This window comes from Clavibacter californiensis (genome assembly GCF_021952865.1).
Lineage (GTDB): Bacteria > Actinomycetota > Actinomycetes > Actinomycetales > Microbacteriaceae > Clavibacter > Clavibacter californiensis.
The window spans coordinates 1,931,112-1,946,480 of sequence record NZ_CP040792.1; the positions used below are offsets into that span (position 1 = coordinate 1,931,112).

The 15,369-nt window shown below is 74.5% G+C and carries 13 protein-coding genes; 7 read left to right on the plus strand and 6 right to left on the minus strand.

From position 1 onward, the window contains the following. Positions 1-108: 108 nt before the first annotated feature. A complete protein-coding gene (locus FGD68_RS09400) occupies positions 109-1,491 on the plus strand; it encodes an alpha/beta hydrolase (RefSeq protein WP_119372741.1) in 1,383 nt (460 codons plus the stop codon). Positions 1,492-1,561: 70 nt separating this feature from the next. Here the strand turns inward: FGD68_RS09400 and FGD68_RS09405 are convergent, their stop codons facing one another. After that, the gene (locus FGD68_RS09405) at positions 1,562-2,008 is read right to left on the minus strand and encodes an META domain-containing protein (RefSeq protein ID WP_237609392.1); all 447 of its coding nucleotides are present in this window, start codon (positions 2,006-2,008) and stop codon (positions 1,562-1,564) included. Between the two features lie 56 nt (positions 2,009-2,064). Between FGD68_RS09405 and gatC the strand changes: the two genes are divergently transcribed. The 4 genes from gatC to FGD68_RS09425 are packed head-to-tail and all read left to right on the plus strand — an operon-like array spanning position 2,065 to position 7,139. After that, positions 2,065-2,448 (plus strand): Asp-tRNA(Asn)/Glu-tRNA(Gln) amidotransferase subunit GatC, encoded by a 384-nt coding sequence (gatC, locus tag FGD68_RS09410; RefSeq protein ID WP_104235384.1) that lies wholly within the window; start codon positions 2,065-2,067, stop codon positions 2,446-2,448. A 7-nt stretch (positions 2,449-2,455) separates the two neighbouring features. Further along, positions 2,456-4,003, plus strand: coding sequence for an Asp-tRNA(Asn)/Glu-tRNA(Gln) amidotransferase subunit GatA (gene gatA / locus FGD68_RS09415; RefSeq protein WP_104235383.1), 1,548 nt, complete (start codon positions 2,456-2,458; stop codon positions 4,001-4,003). Then, positions 4,003-5,505, plus strand: a complete 1,503-nt coding sequence (gatB, locus tag FGD68_RS09420; RefSeq protein ID WP_119372740.1) for an Asp-tRNA(Asn)/Glu-tRNA(Gln) amidotransferase subunit GatB — start codon at positions 4,003-4,005, stop codon at positions 5,503-5,505. The genes gatA and gatB overlap by 1 nt, the downstream gene beginning before the upstream one ends. After that, on the plus strand, positions 5,502-7,139 hold the full coding sequence (locus tag FGD68_RS09425; RefSeq protein WP_119372739.1) for an ABC-F family ATP-binding cassette domain-containing protein: 1,638 nt from the start codon (positions 5,502-5,504) through the stop codon (positions 7,137-7,139). Before gatB ends, FGD68_RS09425 begins: the two co-directional genes overlap by 4 nt. Positions 7,140-7,163: 24 nt before the next feature. Here the strand turns inward: FGD68_RS09425 and FGD68_RS09430 are convergent, their stop codons facing one another. Then, entirely contained in the window at positions 7,164-8,813 is a 1,650-nt protein-coding gene (locus tag FGD68_RS09430) for a hypothetical protein (RefSeq protein WP_237609393.1), read from the minus strand. Between the two features lie 157 nt (positions 8,814-8,970). On the opposite strand from FGD68_RS09430, the gene FGD68_RS09435 reads away from it, so the two are divergent. Both FGD68_RS09435 and FGD68_RS09440 read left to right on the plus strand, forming a co-directional pair. After that, entirely contained in the window at positions 8,971-9,687 is a 717-nt protein-coding gene (locus tag FGD68_RS09435) for a DedA family protein (protein ID WP_119372516.1), read from the plus strand. A gap of 126 nt (positions 9,688-9,813) precedes the next feature. Beyond that, on the plus strand, positions 9,814-10,443 hold the full coding sequence (locus FGD68_RS09440; protein WP_119372515.1) for a hypothetical protein: 630 nt from the start codon (positions 9,814-9,816) through the stop codon (positions 10,441-10,443). A gap of 64 nt (positions 10,444-10,507) precedes the next feature. Here FGD68_RS09440 and FGD68_RS09445 read toward each other — a convergent pair whose 3' ends face one another. From FGD68_RS09445 to FGD68_RS09460, 4 genes are all read right to left on the minus strand, one after another. Next, the gene (locus FGD68_RS09445; RefSeq protein ID WP_119372514.1) at positions 10,508-12,196 is read right to left on the minus strand and encodes a long-chain-fatty-acid--CoA ligase; all 1,689 of its coding nucleotides are present in this window, start codon (positions 12,194-12,196) and stop codon (positions 10,508-10,510) included. 112 nt (positions 12,197-12,308) lie between these two features. Beyond that, positions 12,309-12,755: an SRPBCC family protein gene (locus FGD68_RS09450; protein ID WP_104236426.1), complete on the minus strand. Its 447-nt coding sequence runs from the start codon at positions 12,753-12,755 to the stop codon at positions 12,309-12,311. Between the two features lie 72 nt (positions 12,756-12,827). Beyond that, the gene (locus FGD68_RS09455) at positions 12,828-14,276 is read right to left on the minus strand and encodes a phytoene desaturase family protein (RefSeq protein ID WP_119372513.1); all 1,449 of its coding nucleotides are present in this window, start codon (positions 14,274-14,276) and stop codon (positions 12,828-12,830) included. 9 nt (positions 14,277-14,285) lie between these two features. After that, a complete protein-coding gene (locus FGD68_RS09460) occupies positions 14,286-15,284 on the minus strand; it encodes an SDR family oxidoreductase (protein ID WP_119372512.1) in 999 nt (332 codons plus the stop codon). Positions 15,285-15,369: the final 85 nt, after the last annotated feature.

Below are 15,369 nucleotides of genomic sequence, written 5' to 3' on the forward strand. Positions count from 1 at the left end.
GCCTCCCGCCCGACACCCCGCGCCGATACCATGGATCCACGCGTCGGCGCGGGGCGCGCCGACGTCGGGCGCAGGTCCTCCCCCGCCGCATTCTGGGGGAACTGAACCGTGACGACTCGCGTGCGCGCGCTGCTCACCGCCTCGGCCATCGCATGCGCGATGGTCGGGGCGCTCGTGGCACCCGCGGCCCCTGCCGTCGCGGCGACGCGTCCGCCCGCGGTCCTCGCCGGGCCGGACGCGGCGGATCCGACCATGGGCGCTCACCTGTCGAGCCCCGCGCGCATGGTCCAGCAGCTCCGTGACGAGGGCGTCTCCGACCGGGCGCTCCGAGAGACGGCCCCCGTCGCGCTCCTCGGCGCGCTGCCCGCGCTCGACGTGCCCGAGCTCCAGCGGCTCGCCCGCGCCATCCCGGAGACGATCCGGGATCTCATCCGCCGTCCGCCCTCCGTGTCCGGCGTCGCCGCCTGGTGGTCGGGCCTCGCGCAGCCGGAGCGGCTCGAGCTGGCGGAGGGGATCCCCGAGCTCGTGGGCAACCTGGAGGGGATCCCCGTGATCGAGCGCGACGCCGCCAACCGCCGCCTCCTCGACCAGCGCGAGCGCGAGCTGCACGCGCGGGCCGCCACGACGCCGGGTCGCGGTGCGCACCGGGAGATCGGGCGGGAGATGGACATGCTCGCCGAGATCCGTCGCGCGCTGGAGCCCGCGGCGGGCGGGCCGGCGCGGTCGCTGCTCACCCTCGACACGACGTGGCCGGGACGCGCCGGCGTCGTGCTGGGCGACCTCGACACGGCGGCGTACGTCTCGATCGTCGTGCCCGGCATGTTCTACTCCGTGACCGACCGCCTGGTCGACTGGACGGACGTCGCCGCGCGTCTCCAGCAGCAGCAGACGACGCTCCTCGGCGCTCGCGCGGGAGCGGAGCCGGGCGGAGCCGGCGTCGCCACCATCGCGTGGATCGGCTACCGCACGCCCGACCTCCTGGGCATCGGATCCCTCGACCTCGCGGACGAGGGCGCCCAGTACCTGGAGGATGCGATCCAGGGCATCCAGGGTCTGCGCCGCGACGACCCGCCGTACCTCGCCGTGATCGCGCACTCCTACGGGTCGACGGCGGCGCTGCTCGCGCTCTCGAGCGGACGGGCGTCCGTCGACGCCTTCGCCATGGTCGGGTCGCCGGGCGGGGCTGTCCGCGACGCCGCGGAGCTGGACGTGCCGGTCGGCCGCGTCTTCGTGGGCGAGGCGCCGTGGGATCCGGTGGTCGGGTCCTCGTACTTCGGGCCGGACCCGGGCAGCGCGACCTTCGGCGCCGAGCACTTCGGCGTCGCAGGCACGGGCGCGGCCTGGGGCGTCTCGGCCGACGGATCCCTCGCGGGCGTCGTCGGGCACAACAGCTACTTCGACCGGGGCACGGAGTCCTTCCAGAACCTCGCGCTCATCGGGATCGACCGGCCGGTCGCGCGCGACGTCCTCTCGGACGCCAGCGGCAGGTAGCGGCAGCACGCAGCACGCAGCACGCAGCACGCCGATCCCATCGGGCCGCGCGCATCGGGCCGGGCGGCGGTCAGCCGCGGCTGCGCTCGGCGTACTCCAGCCGCACGTCGTCCGGTCCGGTGGCGACGAGGTGGCCGTCGTCCACCTGCATCGACGAGACGACGGCGAGGTCCTGGAAGTAGCGCGCCTCGAGGCCGCCGTCCTCGCACGGGAGCGTGCCGGGTGCCACCGCGCTGAGCATCCCCTCGCCCCGCTCGGCCATCCGCCCGGAGTAGTCGTTGCAGGGGCCGCGTCCGCTGATCTCGCCGCCGCCGACGCGCATCGTGATGAGGGTGTCGCCGACGCCGAGGTCGCCCGCGGCATCGGATCCCGCGACCAGGTGCCAGTTGCCGCGCACGTCGCTCACGGGCGCGCATCCGGCGAGCGGCACCAGGGCGACCGCGGCGAGGGCGGCGACCGCGGCCCCGCGGGGGCGCCGGGATCGGCGGCGGGAGGGGATCCGGGCTGCGGTGGGCATGGGGGTCACGCTAATAGAATCTCCCGGTACCCCCGCACACAGTCCTTTGGAGACGCATGCCCGACACCCGGCCCGAGCCCGCCGACGCGACCAGCGGGGACGAGAACCCCCAGGCGCCGAACCCGCAGGCGCCGACCCCCACGGAGCAGATCAGCCGGGAGCAGGTGGAGCATCTCGCGGGCCTCGCCCGGATCCGCCTCAGCCCGGAGGAGATCGACACGCTCACGACCGAGCTCGGCCTCATCGTCGAGTCGGTCGCGAAGGTCACCGCGGTCGCGGGACCGGACGTCCCCGCCACGAGCCACCCGATCCCGCTCGTGAACGTCTACCGGCCCGACGTGCCGGGCGAGACGCTGACCACCGCCCAGGCGCTCGCGGGCGCACCCGAGCACGACGGATCCCGCTTCAAGGTGTCCGCGATCCTCGGCGAAGAGCAGTAGGAGCACCATGACCGACGACCTCACGCGCCTCAGCGCCGCCGACCTCGCCGACCGCCTCGCCTCCCGCGACGTCTCGAGCGTCGACGCCGTGCGCGCGCACCTCGACCGCATCGACCACGTCGACGGAGACGTCCACGCGTTCCTCCACGTCTCCGGTGAGCGCGCGCTCGGGCGCGCCGCCGAGATCGACGCGCAGCGCGCCGACGGCGCCGCCCTCGGGCCGCTCGCGGGCGTGCCGATCGCCATCAAGGACGTGCTCTGCACCATCGACATGCCGTCCACCGCGGGCTCGCGCATGCTCGAGGGCTGGACCCCGCCCTACGACGCGACCGTCGTGCAGCGCCTCCGCGCGGCCGGCCTCGTGCCGCTCGGCAAGACCAACATGGACGAGTTCGCGATGGGATCCTCCACCGAGCACTCCGCGTACGGCGCCACGCACAACCCCTGGGACCTCGACCGCATCCCCGGCGGCTCGGGCGGCGGATCCGCGGCCGCGGTCGCCGCGTTCGAGGCGCCCGTCGCGCTCGGCTCCGACACGGGCGGCTCCATCCGGCAGCCCGCCGCCGTCACCGGATCCGTCGGCGTCAAGCCCACCTACGGCGGCGTCAGCCGCTACGGCGCCATCGCGCTCGCCTCCAGCCTCGACCAGGTCGGCCCCGTCTCCCGCACCGTGCTCGACTCGGCGCTCGTGCACGACGTCATCGGCGGGCACGACCCGCGCGACTCCACGTCGCTCACGGACGCGTGGCCGTCGTTCGCCGACGCCGCTCGCGCCGGCCAGCGCGAGGGATCCGTGAAGGGCCTCCGCATCGGCGTCGTGAAGCAGCTCGACGGCGAGGGCTTCCAGGCCGGCGTCACGCAGCGCTTCCGCGAGGCGCTCGACCTGCTCGAGCGGGCCGGCGCCGAGATCGTCGAGGTGAGCGCGCCGAACTTCGAGCACGCCATCGCCGCCTACTACCTGATCCTCCCCGCGGAGGCGTCGAGCAACCTCGCCAAGTTCGACTCGGTGCGCTTCGGCCTCCGCGTGAACCCGCCCGGCGGCGGCACCGTCGAGGACGTCATGGCGGCGACCCGCGAGGCCGGCTTCGGCCCCGAGGTCAAGCGCCGCATCATCCTCGGCACCTACGCGCTGAGCGCCGGCTACTACGACGCCTACTACGGCAGCGCGCAGAAGGTCCGCACGCTCATCCAGCGCGACTTCGACGCCGCGTTCCAGCAGGTCGACGTGCTGGTCACGCCGAGCGCGCCCACGACGGCGTTCAAGCTGGGCGAGAAGCTCGACGACCCGCTCGCCATGTACCTCAACGACCTCACCACGATCCCCGCGAACCTCGCGGGCGTCCCCGGCATCGGACTGCCCATCGGGCTGGCGCCCGAGGACGGGCTGCCCGTCGGGATCCAGTTCATGGCGCCCGCCCGCGAGGACGCGCGCCTCTACACGGTCGGTGCCGCGCTCGAGGGGATCCTCGAGCGGCAGTGGGGCGGGCCGCTGCTCGCCCAGGCGCCCGAGCTCGCGCGCGCCGCGACGCGCACCACGGATGGAGACACGCACTGATGGCCAAGGCAGAGCTGATGGACTACGAGAAGGCCATCGAGATGTTCGAGCCCGTGCTCGGGTTCGAGGTCCACGTGGAGCTCAACACGCGGACGAAGATGTTCTCCGACGCGCCGAACTTCTTCGGCGGCGAGCCCAACACCAACATCACGCCGGTGGACCTGGGTCTCCCGGGCTCGCTGCCGGTCGTGAACGAGCAGGCGGTGAAGCACTCGATCAGCCTGGGCCTCGCGCTCGGCTGCGAGATCGCGCCCAGCTCGCGCTTCGCCCGGAAGAACTACTTCTACCCGGACCTCGCGAAGAACTACCAGATCAGCCAGTTCGACGAGCCCATCGCGTTCCGCGGTTCCGTCGAGGTGGAGATGCCCGACGGCCGCATCGTCACGGTGCCCATCGAGCGCGCGCACATGGAGGAGGACGCCGGGAAGCTCACGCACGTGGGCGGCGCGACGGGCCGGATCCAGGGCGCCGACCACTCGCTGGTCGACTACAACCGCGCCGGCGTGCCGCTCGTCGAGATCGTCACCGACATCATCTACGGCGCGGAAGGCGAGGCCCCCGAGCTCGCGAAGGCGTACGTGTCGACCATCCGCGACATCGTCGTGGCGCTCGGCATCTCCGACGCGAAGATGGAGCGCGGCAACCTCCGCTGCGACGCGAACATCTCGCTGAGCCCGCGCGGATCCGGCAAGCTCGGCACCCGCACGGAGACGAAGAACGTCAACTCGCTCCGCTCGGTCGAGCGTGCCATCCGCTACGAGATCCAGCGCCAGGCGGCCATCCTCGCCGCGGGCGGCACGATCACGCAGGAGACCCGGCACTGGCACGAGGACACCGGCCGCACCTCGGCCGGGCGTCCCAAGAGCGACGCCGACGACTACCGCTACTTCCCGGAGCCCGACCTGCTGCCCGTGCAGCCGAGCGCCGAGCTGATCGAGGAGCTGCGCGCGGCGCTGCCCGAGGCCCCCGCCATCCGCCGCCGCAGGCTCAAGGCCGAGTGGGGCTTCACCGACCTCGAGTTCCAGGACGTCGTGAACTCCGGGCTCCTCACCGAGCTGGTCGACACGGTCGGGGCCGGGGCCGCCCCGCAGGCGGCGCGCAAGTGGTGGACGGGCGAGATCGCCCGCATCGCCAACGCGCGCGGGGTCGACGCCGCGACGCTCATCAGCCCCACGCAGGTCGCGTCCGTCATCGAGCTGGTCGAGGCCGGCACGCTGACGAACCGGCTCGCGCGCGACGTGATCGAGGGCGTCATCGACGGCGAGGGCACGGCGCAGGAGGTCGTGGACGCCCGCGGCCTCGCGGTCGTGTCCGACGACGGCCCGCTCATCGCCGCCATCGACGAGGCGCTCCAGGCGCAGCCCGACGTGCTGGCGAAGATCCGCGACGGCAAGGTGCAGGCCGCCGGTGCGGTCATCGGCGCCGTGATGAAGGCCATGCGCGGCCAGGCGGACGCGGCCCGCGTCCGCGAGCTCGTGCTGGAGCGCGCGCAGCCCTCGTGACCGCGACCCTCGTGGCCCGCGGCCTCGCCGGAGGACACGGGCACCGCACGCTGTTCTCCGGGCTCGACCTCACGGTCGCGCCCGGGGACGTCGTCGGCCTCGTCGGCGCGAACGGCGCAGGGAAGAGCACGCTGCTCCGGCTCCTCGCCGGCGTCGACGCGCCGCAGGACGGCCGCGTGCTGCTGTCGCCCGCCGACGCCTTCATCGGCTGGCTGCCGCAGGAGCACGAGAGGATCCCGGGGGAGACCGTCGCGGGCTACGTCGCCCGCCGCACGGGCTGCGCCGAGGCGTCGGCCGAGCTGGATCGCACCGCGGTCGCGCTCGGCGAGGGGCTGCCCGGCGCCGACGACGCCTACGGCACCGCGCTCGACCGCTGGATGGCGAGCGGAGCGGCCGACCTCGACGAGCGCCTCCCCGTGACCCTCGCGGAGCTCGGCCTCGACCTGGATCCGGAGCTCCCCACCGCCGGCCTCTCCGGCGGGCAGGCGGCCCGCGTCGCCCTCGCCGCGCTCCTTCTCAGCCGCTTCGACATCGTGCTCCTCGACGAGCCCACCAACGACCTCGACCTGGACGGCCTCGCGCGCCTGGAGTCGTTCGTCCGGGGCCTCCGCGGCGGCGTCGTGCTGGTCTCGCACGACCGCGAGTTCCTCGCGCGCTGCGTCACGACCGTGGTCGAGCTCGACCTCGCGCAGGACAGCGTCCGCGTGTACGAGGGCGGCTACGACGCGTTCCTCGAGGAGCGCCAGGTCGCCCGCCGCCACGCGCGCGAGGCGTACGAGCAGTTCGCCGACACCAAGGCCGATCTCGTCTCCCGTGCCCGCACGCAGCGCGAGTGGTCGTCGCAGGGCGTCCGCAACGCGATGCGCAAGTCGCCCGACAACGACAAGATCCGCCGCAAGGCCGCGGCCGAGTCCAGCGAGAAGCAGGGCCAGAAGGTCCGCCAGATGGAGAGCCGCATCGCGCGCCTCGAGGAGGTCGAGGAGCCGCGCAAGGAGTGGGAGCTCGCCTTCACCATCGGGCAGGCGCCGCGATCGAGCGCGGTGGTCGCGACGCTGCGCGCGGCGACCGTCACGCGCGGCGGCTTCACCCTCGGTCCCGTGTCGCTGCAGGTGGACGGGGGCGACCGCATCGGGATCACCGGCCCGAACGGCGCGGGCAAGTCGACGCTGCTCGGGCTGATCCTCGGCCGCATCGCCCCCGACGCGGGCGACGCCTCGCCCGGCCGGAGCGTGCAGGTGGGCGAGATCGACCAGGCCCGCCAGTCGCTGCGCGGCGAGCTGCCCCTCGCCGAGTCGTTCGCCGAGCAGGTGCCGGATCTCTCGCCCGCCGAGGTCCGCACGCTGCTCGCCAAGTTCGGGCTGCGCGCCGACCACGTCACGCGTCCCGTCGACGGCCTCTCGCCCGGCGAGCGCACGCGCGCGGGCCTCGCGCTCCTGCAGGCGCGCGGCGTCAACCTGCTCGTGCTCGACGAGCCGACCAACCACCTCGACCTGCCCGCCATCGAGCAGCTCGAGCAGGCGCTCGACTCCTACGACGGCACGCTGCTGCTCGTCACGCACGACCGCCGCATGCTGGACGCCGTGCGCCTCGACCGGCACTGGCACGTGGACGCGGGCGTCGTCACCGAGTCCTGACGCCCGCCGGGTCGGGCCGAGCCGCTACTGGTAGGTGACGAGGTCAGGCACGGGCGAGACCTCGCGCATCGTCTGCTCGGGCGTGAGCATCGGCTTGTCCTCGTCGATGAAGTTCTTCCAGCCCCACGCCATCCCCGCGGGCGCGTCGGCGTGCAGGGCGCGCCATGTCGCCTGCTTGTCGGGCTGGCCGCCCTGGCCGTCCGCGTGGACGAGCATCGCGAGCTCCGGGTGGTCCATGTCGAGGGATGCGCGTTCGTGGATCATGCTGAGCCGGAACTGGTGCAGCACCAGCATCTTCTGCGGGAGGCCCTTCTCGCGCACGACGCCCGCGAGCCAGTCGGTCGTGGCGTCCACCTCCGCGGCGGTCACGCTCCCGATCTGCTTCAGCGGCACCTGGTCCGCGCCGAGCCGCCACTCGGGGTCGAGCGCGAGGCCCACGCCCGGCTGCGCGAGCACGGACTCGTAGCGCTTCGCCTGCGTGAGGAAGTCGGTGCGGCCGGGCTGGAGGTCGATGACGACGTAGACCCCCGCGTCCCGGGCCGCGTCGATCCACGGCTGCAGCGTCTCGACGGGCACCTCGGAGGAGTAGTCGCCGTCCGGGCCGGCACTGCCCGCGGCGACGGTCGCGATCAGCTCGAACATGGGGATCACGGGCTCGTCCGAGTACGGCTGGTACTCGGCGGCCTGCGCCTTCGCGCGCGCGACGGCGTCCGCGGGCCCCTGCTCGCCCAGCACGCCGAGCGCGCCCGTGCCCGCGGCGCCGTAGAGCGCGACGTAGCGCTTGCCCGGCAGCACGAGCTGGCCGCCGCCCGGCAGCTGGTCGCCCGTGGCGGCCGTGCGGATCCGGCCCTCGAGCGAGGCGTCGTCCGCGTACGCGGCCCCGACCGCGATGGTGCTCGTCGCGCCCGCGTCGTGCAGCGCGGCGATCGCGTCGGCGGAGGCGCGGGGATCCGGGGAGGCCGCGGGCAGGACGGTCACGCCGACGCCGGCCGCGCGCGCCGTCGCGACCGCGGCGAGGGAGGTCGCGGCGTCGGTGGAGAGCGCGTGCGCGCCGGTGAGGGGGGCCGCGGGTGCGGTGGCGGGGAGGGCGTCGTCGCCGGATCCGGTGGGCGGGAGCGCCGAGGATGCGTCGCCGTCGGGCGCGACGAGCCCGGCCACGCGCGAGACGGCCGTGGACGGATCCCGGTCCGTGGCGTCCGCGACGTCGGCTCCCGTGAGGCGCGCGACGTCCGCGGCGCGGTCGGCCCGCACGACGGTGGTCGAGCCGGGCAGCGCGGAGGTGGCGTCGTCCCCGAGGTCGCCGACGGCGAGCACGCCCGATGATCCCAGGCGCGCGATCTCGGACTCCGCGCCCTGGCCCTGGACGAGGAGCGGCGCGCCGAGCGCGACCGCGGCCTCCGCACCGAGCTCCTGCGCCGCGACGTCCCCGGCGGGTGCCAGCACCGTCACGGGCGCCTGGCGGAAGAGGCTCCCGCTCATGGCGACGGACGCGTCCGAGTCGTCGGCCTGGCCCACGACCGTGAGGGGCGCGTCGGGCGCGGCGGTCACCGGTCGGAGGATCGCGGGCTCGTCCTGCTGGGTGGTGCAGGCGCCCAGGCCGACGGCGAGGCCGACGACGGCGAGGAGGGAGACGGAGGTGCGGATGGACCGGAGGACGGGGATCGAGGGCGGCACCCGACCACGCTACGCGACCCTCGGCGGGGGAGGGCGAACACGGCGGGGTCGTCCCGAGGGGTCGTCCCGAGGGGCGGTCGCACGGGCGGTTCGTGGCGGGACATCCCGGAGGCGTCGCCGCCGAGACCCGACGCGAGCCGCCCGGTAACGTGTCGGGGTGACCGCTCTCCTGCCGCCGACCCTCCTGCCGCTGACGATCGCCGGGGTCCGTCCCGCTGCGGCGGCCGAGGATCCGCTCCAGGGCCTCGACGGGCTCGTGGGCGCCGCGGCCCGCGTGATCGAGGCGCTCGGCGAGGCGGGCGTCGGCGCGATGACGTTCGTCGAGACGGTGTTCCCGCCGATCCCGAGCGAGGTGGTGCTGCCGCTCGCGGGCTTCGTCGCGGCGACGGGACGCATGAACCTGGTGCTCGTGATCGTCGCCAGCACGCTCGGGGCGTACCTCGGCGCCCTCCTCCTCTACTGGCTCGGCTGGAGGGCGGGGGAGGATCGGACGATCCGCGTGCTCGCGAAGCTCCCTCTCGTGGAGCGCCACGACTTCGAGGTGGCCGCCGCCTGGTTCCACCGGCACGGCCGCTCGGCGGTGTTCTTCGGCCGTCTCGTGCCCGGCGTCCGCAGCCTGATCTCCCTGCCGGCCGGTGCCGCCGGCATGCCCGTCGGCCAGTTCAGCTTCTACACGATCGCCGGCAGCGGCCTCTGGAACGGCGCCCTCATCGGGCTGGGCGCCGCCCTCGGCAGCCAGTACGAGCTGATCGACGCGTACGCGCACTACCTCGACTACGCGGTGTACGCCGTGCTCGGGATCCTGCTGCTCGCGCTGGTCGGACGCGCCGTGCGCCGCCGCGTCCAGCAGGGCAGGGGCGCGGAGGACCGCTGACGCAGTGCCCCGCGCCGGCGATCCGCACCCGCCTCCCACGGGGCTCACGGGCCCGCCCCGTACGGTGACCGGAGGCTGATGCGGTCGGCGACTCCCGCCGATCCGGCCCCGGCGAGAGGCACGACCATGGGATTCCTGGACAGGCTCCTGGGCCGCGACGAGCAGCCCGACGGACGACGCGTTCGATCCTCGAGCGACACCCCGCGCGAGCGCAGTGCCGACGAGGTCGCCGTGGAGCGCTACCGCTACCTGCTCCGCACCGCACCGCCGGAGAGGATCGAGGAGGTGCACCTCGAGGCGTTCCGGAAGCTCACCCCGGAGCAGCGCGAGATCCTCTTCCGGCAGCTGAGCTCGGACGCCGCCGAGGGCGACGCGCCCGTGGACGACCGCCCCGAGTCGCTCGCCCGCTCCGCCACGCGCTCGGAGATGCGCGCGCCCGGCACGCTCGAGCGGACCCTCGGGCCGCGCGGTGGGCTCGCGGGGGGCGGCGCCGGGATGGGCATGGGCGGCATGATCGCCGGATCCATGCTCGGCACCATCGCCGGCGTCGTGGTCGGCTCGGCCATCGCGCAGGCGCTCATCCCGGACGCGGTCGGCCAGGACCAGGCTGGCGCGGACGGTGCCGACGGCGGTGCCGACGCGGGGGCGACGGATGCGGGCGCCGGCGACTTCGGCAGCGGCGACTTCGGTGCGGGCGACTTCGGCGGCGGCACCGACATGGGCGGCGGGGACTTCGGGGGCGGCGACTTCTTCTAGCGGGTCGCCACGGCCCCGCACAGCCGCGTCGCCGCAGCCCGGGCGGGGGCGGGAGGCCGGGCGCCTAGCCCGCCTCGACGATCCCCTCGCGCACCTTCCGGCGCAGCACCTTGCCGAGGAGCGACGTCGGCAGCTCGTCGAGCACCACGAACCGCCTCGGCACCTTGTAGGCCGCGAGCTCGGCGCGCAGCGACGTCCGCGCGGCCTGCTCGTCGAGCGTCGCGCCCTCCTCCAGCACCACGGCCGCGACGACCTCCTCGTCGCCGCCGTCGCGCGGGATCCCGACCACGGCCGCGTCCCGCACGCCGTCGAGCTCGCGGACGGCGTCCTCGACCTCGCTCGGCGAGACGTTGAACCCGCCGGTGATGATGAGCTCCTTGATCCGGTCGGCGATGCGGACGAAGCCGTCCTCGTCGATGGTCACCACGTCGCCCGTGCGGAACCAGCCGCCCTCGAGCAGCACGGCGGCGGTCTCGTCGGGCCGGCCGTGGTAGCCGCGGAACACCTGAGGTCCGCGCACGAGGAGCTCGCCAGCCTCGCCCGCGGGCCGGTCGACCGTCGGGTCCTCGGGATCCACGACGCGCACCTCCGTGTTCGGCAGCGGCAGCCCGACCGTCCCGGCGCGACGCGTGTCGCCGACCGGGTTGGCCATCAGCACGGGCGAGCACTCCGAGAGGCCGTAGCCCTCGACGAGCCAGCCGCCGGTCTGCTCCTCCCACGGCACGACGACCGACTCGGGCAGCGCCATCGCGCCGGAGATGGAGATCGAGATGCCGGCGAGCGACACGCCCTCCGCCTCGGCGGCCTCGCGCAGCCGCTTGTAGATGGGCGGCACCGCGGGCAGGAACGTCGGCGGATGGCGCCGGATCGCCTGGAGCACGAGATCGGGCTCGAAGCGGGGAAAGAGCACAAGGCGGGACCCCATGCTCATCGCGAAGGTGAGGCAGAGGGTCAGCCCGTACGCGTGGAACATGGGCAGCACGGCGTACACGACGCTCGTGCCGCGCGACACCGTGGGGACCCACGCGCGGGACTGGGCGGCGTTCGCGCTGAGGTTGAGGTGCGTGAGCTCGGCGCCCTTCGGCGCGCCCGTCGTGCCGCTCGTGTACTGGATCACCGCGAGGTCGGACGCCGCCGGGCGCGGGTGGTCGACGGGCAGGGGCGCGGCGGCGGAGATCCGCTCCCAGGTGATCGTGCCGGTGACCTTCGCAGCGATCGCGGCGCGGGCCGCGCGGGCCTTCGGGACGGGGAGGCGGAGGAGCAGCCGGGTGCGCGTCGGCATGGCCCGCGTGACGTCGACCGAGACGATCCGCTCCGGCCGCGCACCGTCGGGCAGCGCCTGGATGGTCGCGACCGACTTGTCCCACGCGATGACGGTGCGCGCGCCGTGGTCCTCGAACTGGTGCTGCAGCTCGCGCGGCGTGTAGAGCGGGTTGTGCTCGACGACAACAGCGCCCAGTCGCAGCACCGCGTAGAACGCGACGACGTGCTGCGGGCAGTTCGGCAGCACGATCGCGACGGGGTCGCCCGCGCGCACGCCCGCGTCGGCGAGCCCCTGGGCGGCGCGCGCGATCTGCTCGCCGAGGTCGCGGTAGCTCGTCTCCGCCCCGAGGAAGTCGAGCGCGGTGCCGCCGGGGAAGCGCAGCACGGACTGGTCGACGATGTCGACGAGCGATCCCTGCGGCAGATCGATCTCGTGCGGGACGTCGGGCGCGTAGCTGGCCAGCCAGGGCCGGTCGGTGGGGGTGGTCACCCCTCCCACCCTAGGCCGCGGGCGCGTCGTCGCCGGTGACGCGGAGGCGACCGTGCGGGGATGCGACCGTGCGGGGATGCGGGCGGCGCGGCACCCGCGGTCGTCGTGGCGTTCAGCCTCGGCCGGCGTGCCGCCCCTCGGCGAGGTACGCGAGCCGGCGCAGCGTCTCCACGTTGCGCGCGTGCAGCAGCAGGTCCATCACGGGCGCCGGCACGAGGCGACCCGGCCCGCGGACGGCCTCCTCGGTCATCCGCACCTCGCAGCCGTCGGGCAGCGTCCGCACCTCCAGCGTCACGCGCGCCTCGCCGAGCGGCCAGCCCTTCGGCTGCATGACCATGCGGCGCGGCGCATCCCACTCGAGCACCGTCGTGGCGTCGTCGATGAGCACGGGCCAGGAGCCGAACGAGTGGTGCAGCTGCGCGCCGACCGCCGGCCAGGCGTCGTCGACCGCCCGCATGCGGGAGGCCCCGACGACCCACGCGGGGAACAGCCAGCCGTCGGCCACCACCTCGGCGACGTCGGCGGGCGAGCACTGCATGCGGCGGCGGGTGACGGACATGGGTCCAGTCTGGTGGGCGCGTCCAGGCTCGCGTAATCGGTCGGTGGGCCTCGACGCCCGTGTGCCGCCCTGCTACAGGGAGAGGTCGGGGCCCCGGTCGATCCCGAACTCGTGCCGCAGCGCGCTCCGGGCGGCCTGGTACCCGGCCATGCCGTGCACGCCGGGCCCGGGCGTCGCCGAGCTCGAGGCCAGGTAGACGCCCGCGGCCGGGGTGCGCCACGGATCCGGCGACAGCACCGGACGCGCCAGCAGCTGCCACACGCTCGCGGCGCCCGCGGCGATGTCGCCGCCGATGTAGTTGGGGTCGTGCTCCTCCATGCCGACGGCGTCGATGCTGGAGGAGGCGAGGATCAGGTCGCGGAAGCCCGGCGCGAAGCGCTCGATCTGCCGCGTGATCGCCTCGGTCTGGTCGACCGTGGATCCCGCGGGCACGTGCGTGTAGGCCCACAGCACGTGCTTCCCGGCGGGTGCGCGGCCAGGATCGTCGATCGAGGGCTGGGCGACGAGCACGTACGGGTCGTCGCTGTGGCGGCCGGCGGCGACATCCCTCTCGGCGCGCTGGATCTCGGCCCGCGTGCCGCCGACGTGCAGCGTGCCCGCCTTCCGCAGCTCGGGATCCGTCCACGGCACCGGCCCGGAGAGCGCGAAGTCGACCTTGGAGGCCGCGTTGCCGTAGCGGAAGCGGCGGAGGGCGCGGAGGTAGCGCGCGGGCAGGCGGTCGCTCGCGATGCGCGAGAGGGCCCGGGCGCTGGTGTCGAACAGCACCACGCGGGCGGCGGGCAGCTCGCGGAGCCGGCGGACCTCGGAGCCCGTCACGACCTCCCCGCCGTGCGCGCGCAGGTCCTCGACCATCGCGTCGACGATGGACTGGCTGCCGCCGATCGGCACCGGCCAGCCGCGCGCGTGGGCGTAGGCGCCGAGGGAGAGCGCGGCGGCGGCCGTCGAGACGCTCGGCATGGTCTGGATCGCGTGGGCCGCGACCCCGGTGAACATCGCGGGCGCGACGTCGCCGCGGAACCGCGCGTTCCATGCGGGCGAGCCCTGCTCGAGGGCGCGGAGGCCGAGGCGGATCGCGGTCGGCGGGTGGCGCGGCACCTGCAGGAGCGGACCGTTGGTGAACTGCGCGACCCGGTCGGCGGATGCGGCGAGCGGCCCCATCAGCTGCCGCCACGCCCGGCCGTCGACGCCGAGCGCGTCGGCCGTGCGGTCGATGTCGCGGTAGGCGATGCCCGAGACGCCGCCGTCGAGCGGGTGCCCGTAGGAGATCTCCGGCACGACGAGGTCGATGCGCCGGTCGAGCTGGAACGCCCGGAAGAACCCCGACGCGAGCGCCATCGGGTGCACAGCCGAGCAGATGTCGTGGTGGAAGCCGGGGAGCGTGAGCTCGGCGGTCCGGCTGCCGCCGCCGATCGTGTCGGCCCGCTCGTGCACCTCGACCCGGAGGCCCGCGCGCGCCATCGTCACGGCCGCGGCCAGCCCGTTCGGTCCGGATCCGACCACGATCGCGTCGATGTCACCCATGCGTCGAGGCTATCGGCGACGCAGCGCGGCGGTGCCGGCGATGACGCCGGAGAGGAGGGCACCCGCGCCGATCGCGACGGTCTTCGCGCGGTTGCGGATGATCCACACCTGCGGGCTCATCATGCGCGCGCGGTCGCTGAAGATGCCGCGTGCGCCATGGTCGCCCGCGGTCGGCGTGTAGAGGTTGGTCGTCAGCATGGGCTGCGTCTTGTCCTCCGCCTGCTGGCCGCTGTAGCCGGTCTTGGCGAGGTAGCCGTCGAGCCAGTTCGCGACGAAGCGGTTCCCGAGCACGGTCATCACGGTCGGCTCGCCGACCCAGTTGCGGCGCTTCGGCTTCTCCGCGACGGCGGCGATCGCCTGCGCGCCCACCTCGGGCTCGAAGATCGGCGGCACGGGCTGCGGGTGGTGCGGCAGCTGCGACTTGACCCAGTTGAACTGGATCGTGTTGAGCGCCGGCATGTCGACCGTGGAGATCCTGACGGCGCTCCCGTTGTGGATCAGCTCGGTCGTCACCGACTCGGTGAAGCCCTGCACGGCGTGCTTGGCGGCGCAGTACGCGGCCTGCAGCGGGATCCCGCGGTGGGCGAGGGCGGAGCCCACCTGGATCACGTGCCCCCGGTCGCGCGGCACCATGCGGCTGAGCGCGGCGCGCGTGCCGTTGACGAAGCCGAAGTAGTTGACGGCCGTGGCGCGCTCGAAGTCGGCCGGATCCGTGGTGAGGAACTCGCCGAAGACGCCGACCATGGCGTCGTTGACCCACAGGTCGATGGGGCCGAGCTCGTCCTCGACGCGGTCGGCGGCGGCCTCGACGGCCAGGCGGTCTGCGACGTCCGTGGAGATGCCGAGGCCTCGGCGGCCGCGCGCCTCGATGTCGGCGACGGCGCCCGCGAGGCCGTCCTCGCCGCGCGCGAGGACGGCGACGTCCCAGCCCCGGTCCGCGAGCTCCCTCACGGTCGCGCGGCCCAGTCCGGCCGATCCTCCGGTGACGACGGCGATGCCTCGAGTCATGTGGCTCCTTCGATGGTTGGTGCACGAAACGTGCTCTTCCACCGTAGGACGGTCGCCGCCCGCCGACCCGGCCAGGGCCCCGTCC

Coding starts and splice junctions, on each gene's coding strand:
- gatC (WP_104235384.1), top strand. CDS start 2,065: ATGCCCGACACCCGGCCCGAGCCCGCCGACGCGACCAGCGGGGACGAG.
- gatB (WP_119372740.1), top strand. CDS start 4,003: ATGGCCAAGGCAGAGCTGATGGACTACGAGAAGGCCATCGAGATGTTC.
- gatA (WP_104235383.1), top strand. CDS start 2,456: ATGACCGACGACCTCACGCGCCTCAGCGCCGCCGACCTCGCCGACCGC.
- FGD68_RS09460 (WP_119372512.1), bottom strand. CDS start 15,284: ATGACTCGAGGCATCGCCGTCGTCACCGGAGGATCGGCCGGACTGGGC.
- FGD68_RS09405 (WP_237609392.1), bottom strand. CDS start 2,008: ATGCCCACCGCAGCCCGGATCCCCTCCCGCCGCCGATCCCGGCGCCCC.
- FGD68_RS09450 (WP_104236426.1), bottom strand. CDS start 12,755: ATGTCCGTCACCCGCCGCCGCATGCAGTGCTCGCCCGCCGACGTCGCC.
- FGD68_RS09440 (WP_119372515.1), top strand. CDS start 9,814: ATGGGATTCCTGGACAGGCTCCTGGGCCGCGACGAGCAGCCCGACGGA.
- FGD68_RS09455 (WP_119372513.1), bottom strand. CDS start 14,276: ATGGGTGACATCGACGCGATCGTGGTCGGATCCGGACCGAACGGGCTG.